15 protein-coding genes are annotated in these 14,863 nt (G+C 42.2%); 10 read left to right on the top strand and 5 right to left on the bottom strand.

The window, feature by feature from the left end; translation table 11 throughout:
* Window positions 1–78 precede the first annotated feature (78 nt).
* Complete coding sequence (gene hemH, locus ACWNM1_RS20045; protein ID WP_449602367.1) at window positions 79–1,092, bottom strand: ferrochelatase; 1,014 nt, start codon at window positions 1,090–1,092, stop codon at window positions 79–81.
* 385 nt (window positions 1,093–1,477) lie between these two features.
* Here hemH and ACWNM1_RS20050 point away from each other — a divergent pair, with 385 nt between their 5' ends.
* From ACWNM1_RS20050 to ACWNM1_RS20060, 3 genes are all read left to right on the top strand, one after another.
* Complete coding sequence (locus ACWNM1_RS20050) at window positions 1,478–1,612, top strand: hypothetical protein (RefSeq protein WP_449602368.1); 135 nt, start codon at window positions 1,478–1,480, stop codon at window positions 1,610–1,612.
* Window positions 1,584–3,875 carry an FMN-binding protein gene (locus tag ACWNM1_RS20055; RefSeq protein WP_449602369.1) on the top strand — a complete coding sequence of 764 codons (2,292 nt, stop codon included), beginning with the start codon at window positions 1,584–1,586 and terminating at the stop codon, window positions 3,873–3,875. Before ACWNM1_RS20050 ends, ACWNM1_RS20055 begins: the two co-directional genes overlap by 29 nt.
* A gap of 199 nt (window positions 3,876–4,074) precedes the next feature.
* Complete coding sequence (locus ACWNM1_RS20060) at window positions 4,075–5,031, top strand: 3'-5' exoribonuclease YhaM family protein (RefSeq protein WP_449602370.1); 957 nt, start codon at window positions 4,075–4,077, stop codon at window positions 5,029–5,031.
* Window positions 5,032–5,449: 418 nt separating this feature from the next.
* Here the strand turns inward: ACWNM1_RS20060 and ACWNM1_RS20065 are convergent, their stop codons facing one another.
* Entirely contained in the window at window positions 5,450–6,088 is a 639-nt protein-coding gene (locus tag ACWNM1_RS20065) for a 3'-5' exonuclease (protein WP_076286301.1), read from the bottom strand.
* 243 nt (window positions 6,089–6,331) lie between these two features.
* Between ACWNM1_RS20065 and ACWNM1_RS20070 the strand changes: the two genes are divergently transcribed.
* Together ACWNM1_RS20070 and ACWNM1_RS20075 are read left to right on the top strand one after the other, a co-directional pair.
* Window positions 6,332–6,949, top strand: coding sequence for a DNA-3-methyladenine glycosylase family protein (locus ACWNM1_RS20070; RefSeq protein ID WP_449602371.1), 618 nt, complete (start codon window positions 6,332–6,334; stop codon window positions 6,947–6,949).
* A 22-nt stretch (window positions 6,950–6,971) separates the two neighbouring features.
* A complete protein-coding gene (locus ACWNM1_RS20075) occupies window positions 6,972–7,676 on the top strand; it encodes a DNA alkylation repair protein (RefSeq protein ID WP_449602372.1) in 705 nt (234 codons plus the stop codon).
* Between the two features lie 36 nt (window positions 7,677–7,712).
* Here ACWNM1_RS20075 and ACWNM1_RS20080 read toward each other — a convergent pair whose 3' ends face one another.
* Together ACWNM1_RS20080 and ACWNM1_RS20085 are read right to left on the bottom strand one after the other, a co-directional pair.
* Window positions 7,713–8,396, bottom strand: coding sequence for a PspA/IM30 family protein (locus ACWNM1_RS20080; RefSeq protein WP_449602373.1), 684 nt, complete (start codon window positions 8,394–8,396; stop codon window positions 7,713–7,715).
* A gap of 47 nt (window positions 8,397–8,443) precedes the next feature.
* Window positions 8,444–8,662: a PspC domain-containing protein gene (locus tag ACWNM1_RS20085; protein WP_339269527.1), complete on the bottom strand. Its 219-nt coding sequence runs from the start codon at window positions 8,660–8,662 to the stop codon at window positions 8,444–8,446.
* A gap of 287 nt (window positions 8,663–8,949) precedes the next feature.
* On the opposite strand from ACWNM1_RS20085, the gene ACWNM1_RS20090 reads away from it, so the two are divergent.
* Window positions 8,950–9,363 carry a zinc ribbon domain-containing protein gene (locus ACWNM1_RS20090; RefSeq protein WP_449602374.1) on the top strand — a complete coding sequence of 138 codons (414 nt, stop codon included), beginning with the start codon at window positions 8,950–8,952 and terminating at the stop codon, window positions 9,361–9,363.
* Between the two features lie 78 nt (window positions 9,364–9,441).
* On the opposite strand, the gene ACWNM1_RS20095 is transcribed toward ACWNM1_RS20090, so the two are convergent.
* A complete protein-coding gene (locus tag ACWNM1_RS20095) occupies window positions 9,442–10,545 on the bottom strand; it encodes a GerAB/ArcD/ProY family transporter (protein WP_449602375.1) in 1,104 nt (367 codons plus the stop codon).
* Between the two features lie 143 nt (window positions 10,546–10,688).
* Here ACWNM1_RS20095 and ACWNM1_RS20100 point away from each other — a divergent pair, with 143 nt between their 5' ends.
* From ACWNM1_RS20100 to ACWNM1_RS20115, 4 genes are all read left to right on the top strand, one after another.
* On the top strand, window positions 10,689–12,203 hold the full coding sequence (locus ACWNM1_RS20100) for a spore germination protein (protein WP_449602376.1): 1,515 nt from the start codon (window positions 10,689–10,691) through the stop codon (window positions 12,201–12,203).
* The gene (locus ACWNM1_RS20105) at window positions 12,200–13,423 is read left to right on the top strand and encodes a Ger(x)C family spore germination protein (protein WP_449602377.1); all 1,224 of its coding nucleotides are present in this window, start codon (window positions 12,200–12,202) and stop codon (window positions 13,421–13,423) included. The genes ACWNM1_RS20100 and ACWNM1_RS20105 overlap by 4 nt, the downstream gene beginning before the upstream one ends.
* Window positions 13,424–13,428: 5 nt before the next feature.
* A complete protein-coding gene (locus ACWNM1_RS20110) occupies window positions 13,429–13,659 on the top strand; it encodes a hypothetical protein (RefSeq protein ID WP_449602378.1) in 231 nt (76 codons plus the stop codon).
* A gap of 304 nt (window positions 13,660–13,963) precedes the next feature.
* A complete protein-coding gene (locus tag ACWNM1_RS20115; protein ID WP_283910738.1) occupies window positions 13,964–14,737 on the top strand; it encodes an SDR family NAD(P)-dependent oxidoreductase in 774 nt (257 codons plus the stop codon).
* Window positions 14,738–14,863: the final 126 nt, after the last annotated feature.

A 14,863-nucleotide genomic window follows, 5' to 3' on the forward strand; every position in this document is an offset into this window, starting at 1 on the left:
CCTTAGATCCTATGAACGGACATAACAAACCGTCTTATCTCAGCAGAGAATATCTGTGGACAAGACGGTTTTTTTGTATTACCAGCCCATGGCATTTCGTTCAACATGCTGAGCCAGAAATTGAAGCCAGTCCTCATGATTATTCAAGCAGGGGATTGCAGTGAAGTCTTCAGCATGTCCTCCTCCAGCCTCAAATTGCTCGCGCCCTTCTATTGCTAGCTCGTGAAGCGTTTCCAGACAATCCGTTACAAGTCCCGGTGAGAAAATCAAAGGTTTATGAATTCCGCGTTCCGCTAGCTTTCCCAAAACATCTGCTGTAGAGGGACCTACCCATTCTTCGCGTCCGAAACGTGATTGAAAAGTAAGCTGCCAGCGTTCAGGCTCCCAATTCATAGCTGAAGCGAGAAGATGCGCAGTTTCCATACATTGCTTTGGATAGGGATCGCCTGTATCTGCATATCGTTTGGGGATCCCGTGAAAGGTCAGTACAAAAAAATCAGGATTAGAGCTCAGAAGTTCCATTTGCTGCAGTAAATGCGACTTCATGGCTGAAATATAACCGGGTTCATTATAATAAGCATCCATAAATCTGAGAGCAGGAATAAGGCGCTTTGTTACCGGTCCAGTGGAGCTTTGGCGTCCTAGTGCAGCAAAACTCGCTTGATCGAAGACAGATGCCGTCGTAGTGGACGAATATTGCGGGAATAGCGGCACAATGATGATGCGTGTGACTCCGTTAGCTTCCAATGTGCTCATCGCTTGTTCCATACTTGGTTCGCTATATGCTAAGCCAAGCTCTACTTGATACCGTGAACCTAGAAGCGCTTGCAAACCAGATCGCTGAGCTAATGAGTGGAAGAGTAAAGGTGATCCTTCTGTTGTCCAGATTTGTCTGTACAGCTCAGCCGACCGCCGAGGACGTGTACGCAGAATAACGCCTCGCAGCAAAGGCTGCCAGAGCAGTGGTGAATAATCTATGATTCGGCGGTCGGATAAAAAACGTTTCAGATAAGGACGTACCGCCTGTGCAGTAGGTGCAGTAGGTGTGCCAATTTGGGCGAGAATAACTCCAATAGGTGGCTGTTTGTTCAAAGCTTTGAACTCCTTCCCATGTTAGAGATCGTTCTAAAATAACATATCTATTCTTGGATACACAATAATAGAGATCACGTTATCTACTTTGGAAATAGGAAGTGGGTGTATTTGTTTGGAGAAAATAATGAAAAATCACATTTATGAGCAAATAGTGATGTTTCTTATAGGGTATGTGATTTTAGATACAGAGGAATTGCGGAAAAGTTTGGTAGTATCAAACCAGAAATTGATTGAAAAAGCACCTTCATTTTTTTCTGATATTATATGTGAATTATTTCACCTTTGATGCGGTTTATTGTAAAAAGGAATGAATAGATTTAAGGCATTATTTTTTTGGAAAGTGATGGTTCGCGCATAGGCGTGAGAGGGGGGATGGGTTCTTATGAAGAGAGATGTAATGCTTCATAAGAAGAGAAGGGGCGCCGTGAAAGGTAAGTTTGGTTATGAAAAGCTATATATCACTGGGGACTTGGTAAAGGAGAATTTTATTGAAAAAACTAATTTCTTTAACGGTTAGCGCGGCAATATTGTTAGCGCCATTTGCTTACACACTTAATGTGCCTGCTTTGAACTTGAAGGTAGATGCAGTATCCGCAGCTTCTGAAGAAGCGGATGCACCAGCAGCTAAACCAACAGCAAAACCAGCAGCAACAGCAAAACCAGTAGCAACACCAAAAGCAACAGCAAAACCAGTAGCAACACCAAAAGCAACAGCAAAACCAGTAGCAACACCGAAGCCAACAGCAAAACCAGTAGCAACACCAAAGGCAACAGCGGCACCAGCAGCAACGACAAAACCAGCTACAACGCCAAAAGCAACCGCTGCTCCAGCGGCTACAGTAGTTCCAGCAGCGACTGTTAAGCCTGTACCTACAGCATTGCCGGTTACAGTTAAGGAAAATGTATATCAAGATGGTGTTTACGTAGCTTATGGCGATGCCTACTCCAAAGGTACCGAAGGCGCTAAGATCGAAATTAAAGATGGAAAAATCACTAGCATCGATCTCCTGAGAACCAGCCCTAAGCTGATCGATAGAGATGCTCGTAACAATTATAGCGCTTTATGGCAAGCTTATGGATTGATGACGAATAAATTGCTAGGCAAAACAAGAGATGGAGCAGCAGCAGTAGACGCTGTTTCGGGAGCAACACGCTCTAGTAATGGATGGAAATTGTCTGTAGACAGAGCGTTTGAAAGAGCTCTAACAGTGAAAGATACAGATGCTATTTACTTTGATGGTGTTCATATGGGCATAGATCCTACAGGTAAATATGCAGTATTTGCAACATACGAATCCAATAAGCTCACAGCTGTTAAAGTGTACCCGCTGAACAGTGCCGGTGATTTCGTGGATGAGAAGGCTTACACAGCTGAGCAATCCGCAGCAGTTGCAGCTATAACACCAGCATTGCTGGCTAAAGGAACAGCTGCAGAGCCTGTTGCAGGACTCGAAGCCGACTTTAAGGCTGCGATTAATGCTTTCTGGGATGCTGAGCAGAATGCAAAGATTAACAATACTTCTGCTTATGTAGACGGATTCTATTCCTCTTATGGGACTGCAAGAAGTGTTGGTGTTGAAAGAGCTGACATCGTGATCCGCAACGGTAAGCTAGTGGATGTGAAGCTGTTCAGACTTGGGAACAACCTCATTGACAGAGGTGCAACGGCTTATGCAGAAGTTGTAAAAGCTAATGCTCCGATGACAGCTAAGTTGCTTGCTAATGGATCTTACTTCGCTAACTATGATGAGAAAGTAGATGGAATTTCTGGCGCTACAGAAAGCAGTCACGGTTGGAACCAAGCCGTAGAAAGAGCTTTCGAGAAAGCACTGAAAGTTCCTGGTGAAGTTAAATATTTTGATGGAAAATTCGCAGGTGTAGATAACCAATCTAAAGTATTACTGCTTGTTGATGTTGCTTCAGATACAGTTACAAACATTAAATTAAGCTTGTTCGGAGCTGACGGCAAGCTGATCGCTGATGACAAACTAAGTGCAGAACAAAAATCGCTGGTGGGTACACTTACTTCAGGATTACTTGAAAAAGGTGTGCAAATGTCCGATATCACAGGTCAAGAAGAGCTATCCGCAGCTGCCAAAGCGGCTCTGACTGATGCTTTGACTAATGCATCCAAAGTTCAAGGAACCTATAAAGACGGAACCTTCACTGCATTTGGTGATGCCTATGATAAAGGAACAAACAGAGCAGACGTTACACTGCGTAACGGTAAGATCGTAAACGTTGCCTTATATCGTGTAGGAATGAATCTTGTAGATAGAGGTAAAGCAGCTTACCCAGAAGTGGTAAAAGCAATTCCGCAATTGACTACTAGCATCCTTGCAGCAGGTACTAGAGAAGCTGTTCAAGATGTGGACGCTGTTTCCGGTGCAACTAGCAGTAGTGTAGCTCTTAAGACTGCGGTGGATAGAGCATACGGGAAAGCTGAGATTGTTGAAGCTAATAAAGCGGCTTACTTCGATGGAATCTTCATTGGTGTAAGTGCTGATAAGCTTGTAAATGTTATGACGTATGTTGAACATGGCGTTCCTGTTAAAATGCTCGTTTACTATCTAGATAAAAACGGAAGCACAAGAGCGGTTAACCAGTTGACTGACGCTGAGCTGGCTGTGAAGAGCGAGATTGAGTCCACTTCAACAGGCTATAGCTTACACAAGTATGGATATCGCGCAGCAGCCTTCGGAAATAATGATGCCGAGAAAGAAGTATCTGCTAAAGTGGTAGAAGCTATTAAATCAGCGCTTGAATCCGCTGGTAAATAAGTAATTTTCAATCAATAGTTAATCTATAAAGGGGGTTATTCTAGAGCCATATTATGGCCTGTGGAGTAACCTCCTTTATCTACCTGTACATAAAAATGAAAATAGATCGTATAGTGATTTAAAGGGATTTTGGACGTGAGTGTCTAAAGTTTAATATAGAGAGCAGGTACAAAGCCTGTTATTAATAGGAGGCTTCAACATGACACAAATTAAACAGCTCGCTCCACAGGATGAATTTGTTGGCTTTTATCTCTTAAGAGAGCTAGCGATCAAACAAACGAACGGTACTCCTCCAAAGGATTATTTCGACCTAGTCTTGGGAGATTCCAGTGGACAATTGTCCGCGAAATATTGGGATGTCAGCACAACCGATAAAGAAACTTTTTTTCCTATGGCACTAGTGAAGGTTCGCGGGATTGCGCACACTTATCGTGAGAAATTGCAAATCAAAGTAACCAAAATCAGAATGGTGAACGATGAGGATGGCGTTGCGCTAACGGATTTTATTCGCTCCGCTCCTATTCGTCCAGTAGACCTTATTCATACGATTAAAGGGGTTATGGCAAGCATCACAGATCCGGAGATTGCCTCGATTGTCTCCTTTTGTGTAAGCAAAGTGGAAGAGAAATTGATGCATTATCCGGCTGCCAAAACGCATCACCATGCTTATTTTGCCGGACTTGCTTATCATATGGTTCGCATGCTGGAGATCGGGGATTTTCTGTGCAAGCAGCGTCCGTTCTTGAATCCAGATTTAATGAAGGCTGGAATTATTCTGCATGATATCGCGAAGCCGGAGGAGATGATCTCTCAGCTCGGAATTGTCTCAGAATATAGCGTTCAAGGTAAGTTGATTGGTCATATCTCGATGGCATCTAACTGGATTACAGAAGCGGCCATCCGCTTAGATATTGATTTGAATTCGGAGAAGGTTCTGGCGTTACAGCATCTCGTATTATCACACCATAACCTGGGCGAATGGGGCAGTCCTGTTCAGCCGCAAACGGCTGAGGCCGTAGCGCTGCACCATATTGATGCGATGGATGCGAAGCTGCAGATGGTCGAGGATGCGCTGGATACCACACCAGAAACGGAAGAATGGACGCCATTCATCAGAGGACTGGAGAATAAAGCAGTTTATCGGATGAAGATCTAGCGGTACCATGTACAACTGGGCGATCTATAGGTAAGCCGATGATATGTTGCGCTGGTTGGGGAGTAGAAAAGAATTATACGGAATTCTTCCCTATAATTAACCTGTAAAGGGTGTATTTGCAGGGATTATGCGGAATTTCTCCGTATAATCCCTAAGAAACGCTTCAATTACGCCTAAATCATAAGAAATATAGGGATGATTTCCCTATAACTTATTTAAATTACTCTTAAGCAGAGAACTACAGGGAGAAAATCCCTATAATTCATCCGCGAGGATAGCGATCTTCGCAGTTAATCAATTGCCGGGCATGTATTTCGATACGAAGATGGTATTGGGATATATCTTTTATCTATGCAAAACACCCAACCAGCTATAATGAGCCTGTTGGGTGTTTTTTGCTAAATAACTTTATATTTTCTTACAAATAGAAGTTTTTCGTTCTTTGATTGTTCACGGGTTTCTTAGCAGGTTTACTCTTTCGAGCAGAAAAAGGAGTGTACCCACCAGCAAACATTGTTCCGCTAGTATATCCTTGGCTGCTGGAGAGCAAAAGCGGGTCAAGATGTGATTCTCGCTCCATAAGCATTAATAGAACCAAGGCAGCCGCGCGCGCGTCATCGAGAGCGTCATGGTGCTTCAGCTCAATGCCAAAATGCTCGGAGACTACATTAAGTTTATGAGAGGGAAGCTCGGGCAGCATTTTTTTGCCTAATAAATAAGTACATAAGTATTGGAAGCTCGGATAGCTTATGGACATCCCATCGAGGCAATACCGCAGTACACTCATATCAAAAGCGGCATTGTGCGCTACTACGATTCGTCCGTGCAGCAAAGGTTCAACGGTGGGCCATAATTCGTGGAAAGTAGGCTGACCGATTACCATGGAGGGGGTGATGCCATGTATCGAAATGTTCATGCCGTCAAACCGCTGTTGCGGATCGATCAGCCAAGAATGTTCTGCTGTGATTACGCCATCTTTAACTTCCACAAGTCCCAAAGCACAGGCGCTGGATCGACTGGAATTCGCCGTTTCAAAGTCAATTGCTATAAAGTCCATTCGTAAAGCTCCTCATCTATCATATATACATTCATATTAAAGTAGTAAAATGATAAATACAATCTAGTACAAGTTACATATAGTAGTTGAGTAAAAATATGAATTCCCGCCATAACCTTCTACCCGAGTAGAAATGTTGTGGCTTTTTCAAGTTTCGTTATCTTGCTATCCTATTCAAGAATACGTACACTGCAAAATAGATGTTGTATATTATTGTTAAGCTCAGATACGGGAGGAAATACTTTGGGAGCTGTAATCACTAAATTTTTTGAATATGGGCAAGCAGAAATCGATTACCTCGGAAGTATGGACCCAGTGCTAGGTGCGGCGATGGCGCGAATGGGGAAAGTGGAACGTGTGATTATTCCGGATCTTTTCACCGCGCTTATCTATGCCATAGTAGGTCAGCTAATATCAGTCAAAGCAGTTCAAACTATCTGGACAAGGATGCAGGCTCAGTTCGAAGAAATAACTCCGCAGCAGCTAGCTATACACACAGCGGATGAGATTCAGGGTTGCGGCATGACGATGAAAAAGGCGGTTTGCATTCATGATATTTCCAAGCTGATTGCTGATGGGGAGTTTAAGCTGGAGGAATTATATGGATTGTCCGATCAAGAGGTTATTCAAAGACTCATGAAGTTAAAAGGCATCGGTATGTGGACAGCAGAGATGATGCTAATCAATTGTATGGAGCGCCCAGATGTAGTTAGTTGGGGGGATATCGCCATTCGTCGCGGCATGATAAAGCTGTATGGGCTAGATACGCTTACCAAAAAGCAATTCGAACAATACCGTCTCAAGTACTCACCACACGGTTCGGTAGCTTCCATATATTTATGGGAGATTTCATTTCAATAATTAATACGTAGGGAGCACTATAGTGGACAAAACAATAAAGGAACAGCTAGTGGAGTTGGCAGATGGGGATTACCAGAAGTTTTCTGCGGCTTTACTTCCGACGATCGATAATGTGATAGGAGTAAGGCTGCCGGAGCTGCGTAAACTCGCCAAAACCATTGCAAAGGGTGACTGGAGAGCCTATTTGGAGCACGCCGACTCTGATTTTTTTGAAGAGGTAATGCTGCAAGGTATGGTACTTGGTTATGTGAAGACAGATCCTGAAGAAATTCTGCATTATATTGCGGACTTTATTCCTAAAATCGATAACTGGTCGGTATGTGATAGCTTTTGCACAGGGCTGAAGTTTACCTTGAAGAATAAAGAGCAGATGTGGGACTTTATAGTGCCGTATCTGTTATCTGATAAAGAATATGAGATTCGATTTGCGGTAGTAATGATGCTTAATTTCTTTATTGAAGAAGCGTACATCAGTCGGATTCTACAACTACTCGATAAGGTCAGACATGAGGGGTATTATGTGAAAATGGCGGTTTCTTGGGCGCTATCGATGTGTTATGTGAAGTTGCCTGCGGCTACGATAGATTATTTGAGAACTAACACTTTAGATGATTTCACCTATAACAAGGCTTTGCAGAAAATCACAGAGTCTTACCGAGTAGATCCGGAATCGAAAAAAATGATTCGCGGGATGAAGAGGAATAGAAAAAACAAGCCCCTTATATAGCTCAGTAGCTGAGAAATAAGGGACCTGTTATTATATTTATTTTTTGTCGGTATTGATTTTCCGGTTGCGGATACGTTCAATTTCATCATCAACAGCACTACGAAGGTTGGGATCAATGGACGAAGCTACGCCTGCGCCTGAGTTGGATTTATACTTGGAGTTTTCCGCCAATGCTTCCCACTCGAAAATTTTCTCTTCCATTCGTTCGAAGCCACGTGAAGCGTTACCCACATTCGGTCCTTTTACACTGTTGCTATGAGGAGCGGAGCTTAGTGTTTCTGTAGCTTGCTGAGCACGAGCGATAAGTTCAGTTCTTTTCGCTTTAAGATGTTCGCGCTCTTCTTTAGCTCTAGCGATGTTGATCTCCAGCTCTGCCAGGGATTGCTGAGTTTGTGCCTGACTATTGATACTCTCATCCAGCTGTTCTGTATACCGCAGCTTGGCCATGAGTGCAAGGCGTGCTCTTTCTTCATTTCCTTGCTCAATCGCCTGAACGGCTTCAGCTTCGCTTTGCTCTATCAACTGAGTATATTCTTGCTTACGGCGTTCCAATACACTCGCTGTAACCTTTAAATCACGCTCATTGCGTTCTGCCGAAGCTATTTCGTTCTCAAGATCGCGCAGATACTGACCTGTCAGTAGCACTGGATTTTCTAATTTGTTCAGACCTTCGTGTAGGGCTGCTTTAGTAAGGGTGGAAATTCTTTTAAATAAACTCATGTTATATCTCTCCTTAGTATGTTTGATTGGTACTGAATGAAGATCTGTTAATAGAAATCATGTCCATCTGAAAAGCTGCCAAAAGGTTCTTTAGGGACGATAATGCTGGCGATGATATAAAAGATAAGTACTGTGCCGAAGCTGAAAAATGCTGCAGCAACGGCCACAAGACGGAGTATTGTGGCATCGATGCCTGACCAAATAGCAAGACCTCCGCATACACCACTAATTTTCTGATCACTTCTTGAACGATATAATTTTTTCATTTATTATTGTCATCCTCTCTTATGGGGGTGATTGTGATTGAACCTTGCAACCCGCTTGCTTATGTACTCATTGTAAAGCCTTTTCGATTGTGGCAAAACGGCCTGAAGGCGGTTTTAGATACCAGACCTGAGTCGAGGTTCGTTCCCGCAGGAAGGCGGGGGAAATTAGTTCTTGATTGTGGATGAACTACAAATCGCGGTTGAAGTTAGGTACAATAAAGAGAGGAATACTTGTGGTGGTGTCGAAATATGCTTAGATATGACTACTACGGAATTGGGGGCTGAATATGAGCTTTTTTAACAAGGTAAAGGCAGGCGTAAGCGAGGCTGGGAATAAAGCAAAGACAGTGGTGGAGATCAATCGTTTGAAATTACAGAACAACAGCAAGCAGAATGATATTGACCAGCAGTATCAGGTAATGGGTAAACTGTTGTTTGAAGCTGTAACTCAAGGTGCAGGACCATTGCCGAGTGAGCAGATCGAGAAGAATATTTCCCGTATTCTTGAACTGAAATCAGAGATCGAGGTCAATCTGCAGCAAATTGCTGGGTTGTCCGATGTGAAGCATTGTAAAGCATGCGGTGGTAATGTGGCAATCGAGGCACGTTTTTGTCCGAGTTGCGGATCAACTTTCGAAGCGCCCAATGAACCTATTCGTGATGTAACGCCATCATCAATTACATTGGATAAGAAGGAATAAATCTACTGCATGTAAGAAATTCATGAACAAAAGGACAGCTCAATAGCTGTCCTTTTTTATTTTTAGGAGAGAGGTCGTTTAAACCTTGGCAGCAAAACGTTTTTTAAAATAATACACAAGTAGCAATATAAGCGGTAGAACAAATGCAACTGTGAAATCCCAATCCACCCAGTAGGCGGGGATTTCCTTTACATAAAAAATGATGTCTTTGGCAATCAGTTGTGACATACCAAATAACAAAAATCCAGTGGGTAGGATCAGAGGACGGTGGCTTTTGAGTTTAAACAATTGGGCAGTACCTAAGGTTAAAGCATAGTAATAAATGGCTGTTTTGAAGTATGTGCTGATAATCCATGCTGTAGCCATAAGCGCTTCAATACGTTGAAGAGAATTAGCAATATTAATTTTTTGAGCAAGAATATAAGCAGCATAAAATTGATGTTCAGCAGCGTAAACACCAAGAACGGTAAGGGAAAAAAATAAGATGAGGTTAAGTCCCAAAGCTCCGATGATCAAGGCTATGAAAATATCCCGGCTTGTTTTGCTATTCTTCTGAGCATAGGGATATATCATAAGAAACACGCATAATTCGCCAAAAGGATAAAAAACACCATACATCAAAGTATGGAGCATGTCCGGTACTGGTGTGTTCATGATGGGGTATAAACGTTCCATTCTGACATTGGGAGTCAGCAAAATCAGCAGACCGATCAAAAAAACTGCAAATAAAGGGAAAAAAAGCTGAGCTGCCCGTCCCAATGTTTCCAGACCCAGTCGTACGCCATATACGAGTAGGAAGATGGCCATTAAACGGATAACTCCACCGGGTGTTTTCTCGTAAATCTGTGTACACATGAAATCTTCAATTTCTCTTATGTAAGTGGCGGCGGCAATCAGGAAGAACACTAGATAGAACAAGGCTACAGCAGTTCCGGCCCATTTTCCTAAAATGTGTAGGCTAAGCTCGATGATATTCTTGTTGGGTTCAATGTCTGCTAAGCAGAGCAACAGTTTTATGGTCGCTAGGCCCAAGGGAATACTAATCAAAGCAGCAATCCATGCATCTTGTTTCGCTCCTGATATCATTAACGCCGGATATACAAGTGCCATATCTCCAATAAATGTGAATAGTCCGAGTATAATCATTTGATTGGTACTAATTCGACTTTTCTCCAAACTCATATACCCCCTCAAATTATTGGACTAGTTCTAGTATGGTTGTAGATACCATAATTATGCCATTCCGAATTTTAATCAGAAAGGAATAATTATCAAAATTAACATCAAACTATACTCATTAATCTAGGTGAAGTGGAGGCTACATCATGAAAAGTTCAGAGACGGGTGCACTATCAAACCGATTGAAAACCAATATTGATCAGTTGAACGGATTGTTGGGTGAAAGTTCTGATGTAGTGATAAAAGAGTTGCAGATAGAAGAAAATACTCATATTTCTTTGATTTACATAGATGGTCTTGTAGATACTCAGGTGCTGCATAATTCAATTTTGTATTCTTTGCAGGAACATATTCCTTATGAACAGCTGGGAAAGCTTGAGCCTGAGCAGAAGATTGAAATTATTAAGAAACAGATATTAATAGCCGGTGATCTAACCGTCATCGCTGATTACAGTCAATTTGTACACGAATTGTTGTCCGGTAGTATAATGCTGCTGCTCGATGGGACATCCACCGCTCTCCGGATCGGTTTACCTGGTTGGGAAGATCGCAATGTTGGGGAGCCCAGTTCCCAATCGGTTGTACGTGGTCCGATGGAAGGATTCACTGAGAATTTGCGGACGAATACGGCACTGGTTCGGCGGAAAATCAAAGATAGCCATTTATGGCTGGAAACCGTTCAGATCGGAAGGGTCACTCAAACTAGCGTATCCATTATGTATCTATGTAACATCGCGAATAAGGATTTGGTGGAAGAAGTAAAACGCCGTCTGAATAAAATTGATACGGACAGCATTCTCGAAAGTGGGTATATCGAAGAATTTATTCAAGAGACGGCATTTACACCTTTTCCTACCGTATACAACAGTGATCGTCCGGATACGATTGCAGCAGGTATTTTGGAGGGGAAAGTGGCCATTCTTGTTGATGGAACACCTTTTGTATTGTTGGTACCCACATTTTTTGTGGCATTTTTTCAGTCTGCCGAGGATTATTACCAAAGGGCCGATATTGGAACATTGCTAAGATTAGTACGTTTTATTTCGTTTTTTATTACTTTGCTTGCACCTTCAATGTATGTTGCAATTACTACTTATCATCAGGAGATGATACCGACCAACCTTGTAATTAGTTTAGCCGCCCAGCGGGAGAGTGTTCCTTTTCCTGCTTTTGTCGAGGCACTAATCATGGAAATGACTTATGAGATTTTGCGGGAGGCCGGGGTGCGGATACCCAAAAATATCGGACAGGCGATATCCATTGTCGGAACATTGGTAATTGGGCAAGCAGCGGTTGCAGCGGGTTTTATTTCATCTGCAATGGTCATTATTGTATCGCTTACAGCCATTTCTAGTTTTGTTATTCCGGAGTCAGGAATGTCCATAGCTGCGCGGATGATACGCTTTTTGCTTATAGCTTTGGCCGGTTTTATCGGCTTATATGGAATTCTATTCGGTATTTTTATCATCGTACTGCATTTGTCGAGTTTACGTTCTTTCGGAATGCCTTATATGAGTCCACTCGGACCTTATAATTCGAAAGATTTAAAAGACTCTATTTTTCGCTTTCCGTGGCCTTTTTTAAAGACAAGACCTGCTGAGAATAAGACGCAGGACCTGTTTCGTCAAAGTACATCCAGTGATGAGGAATCAATAAAATGAATAAGAAAATAGTTAGAGGCGTTCTCCGATTGATGTTAGCTCTTCAATTTACGGTGTTGCTAAGTGGCTGTTGGGAAAGAAAGGAGCTGAATGAGGTAGCCTTTGTCCTGGGGATTGGGATCGACAAGGCTGAAACTGGCTATACAGTTTCGATGCAGGTCGTTATTCCATCTGCGATTTCCTCGCAAGCGAGCGGAGGTGGGGGAGGAAATGGTGTCCCGGTGGTTGTTTATAAATTTACGGTACCTACGTTTTATGATGCACAGCGTAAGTTGAATCTAGATAGCTCTAGGACGAGTTATCTCGGTCATATCAGGGTGTTGGTTATTGGGGAGGAACTTGCCCGCTCAGGAGTGGGCGAGATATTGGATGTATTTAAAAGAAGTCGGGAACCCCGTATGGATTTCTACGTTATGGTTGCCAGAAATACAACCGCCAGCGATGTCTTGAATGTCCTTACACCTATGGATAAAATACCAGCGAATAAATTATTTAGTTCCCTTGATAATTCTTATAAAGATTCAGCAAAAACAGTCGCTGTCACGCTGGATGATTTTATTGAAAATTTATTGTCGCAAGGTGATAATCCTGTGTTGACCGGAGTGGAAGTCATGGGGGATCCCAAAGAGGGGGAAGATAAAAGCAATGTAGAGCGAACTATGCCTAAGGCGAGATTGGAATACCATACAGTAGCTGTGTTCAAAAAAGACAAACTGATCGGTTGGCTAAACGAGAAAGAAACGATTGGTTACAATTATATCAACGATAAGGTAACCTCACATTCTGGTCCGATAGCAGGGGAAGACGGAAAGCCCATTGTTATCGAAGCGCTCCAGGCTTCAACCAAACGCAAAGTGAAAATTATTGATGGGGAGCCACATATTTACCTTAGTGTTAAGACGCTTTGTAATATTGAAGAAGTGCAAAGTGCAGAGAATTTGGAATTGGAAAGCACTATCAAACGTTTGGAAAAGGAAACAGAGGAACGGATTATAGAGCGGATGCAAAACACAGTGGAGCAAGTAAATGAACGCTTCAATATTGATATTATGGGATTTGGACAATCGATCTACCATGCCAATCCTAAAGCTTGGGCAAAGCTGCAGCAAAAAAAAGGCGACAATTACCTTAAATCATTACCCATCCATTACAGTGCCTCAGTAGTAATTAATCGCGTAGGTTTAACTGATAATTCTTTTCTTGAAAAAATCAAGGAGTGAGTCAAATGGTGTTATTGTTTTTGTTGGTGCTTGCTGTAGGTTGTATGGCAATTGATTTGCCTATATTAATGCGAAAGCGCCGAGTACGTGATCTTAGCGTATATTTTATATTTTGGATCTTGGGACTTGGCGCGACCGTATGTACGTTGTTAAAATTGAACATCCCGAGTCCTCTGTTTCTGATTATTCTTATCTATAAGCCAATAAATAATTTATTTGGAGTATGGTTTCATTAACAACGACGGATTTACAAATGATCAAACCCCTTAGAATAAGCATCGGATAAAACTTCTGGTTTATCTGATGAAATTCTAAGGGGTGTTTTTTTTTATGACGATCAAAACCAAATTCTCAATTGTTGTAAAAGCAGATTAAAATATTCATTGCTATATACAATTAAATACAATAAAGTTGTCATATAGAGGATAATTTTGTCGATTTTTCTGCAAAAATGTTCCAATCCATATTGCATCAGGCGATATTAGGGTCTATGAGGTTCGAATCCTCCTCCTGAAAAAGACATAAGAAAGTGGTGCGCATATGAGTAGCAACAGATTTGAGAACAAAGTAGTTATTATTACAGGTGCAGGTACCGGAATCGGAAAAGCTACAGCCTTAAGAGTAGCAAGAGAGGGCGGTACTGTAGTAGTTGCCAATCGATCAGATGCCGGCGCTAACACAGTTGAGGAAATTAAGGCTCTAGGTGGGGAAGCGATGTTTGTTCGGTCAGATGTTTCTCTCGAAGCAGACTGCAAAAATATCGTAGATCAAACATTAGCAGCTTATGGAAAAATTGATTGCCTATATAATAACTCAGCAATTACAGGAGACAATACGGATGTTATAGACTATGATCCGTTGTTGTTTCAAAAAGTGATTCAGACAAATCTCACTAGCCAATTCTACATGTTGCATTATACATTACCTCATATGAAATCCGGAGCTTCCGTTCTAAACTGCTCCTCTTTGCATGGTATTTTTATCGGGATGGCCAATGATGCAGCTTATTCAGCAAGCAAACATGCTATTGTGGGGATGACTAAATCGGTTGCCAAAGAAGTGGGTCACCGTAACATTAGAGTAAATGCCCTTTGCCCAGGACCTATCCCTACACCAACTATGAACAGATATGAAAAGCTGTTGTCTGATGATGTAGAGATGCTTCAATCTCTTATCGCTTCTGGAACGGCTCTGGGTAGATATGGTACGCCTGAGGAAGTAGCTGCGTTTGCATGCTTCCTACTAAGTGATGAGGCTTCGTTTATTACAGGTACAGCACATGTGATTGACGGGGGCTATTCAGCAACAAAGTAATCACGGATTGATTTACTTATATAACTACTAAAATATACTATTAGAGGCTTTGCGGCGTATTCTGATTCCAACAACCTGAAGGATGACTGGATTGGAATCGGAAGTCGCACGCAGAGTCTTTTTTAG

It is taken from the genome of Paenibacillus sp. Marseille-Q9583 (genome assembly GCF_976954365.1).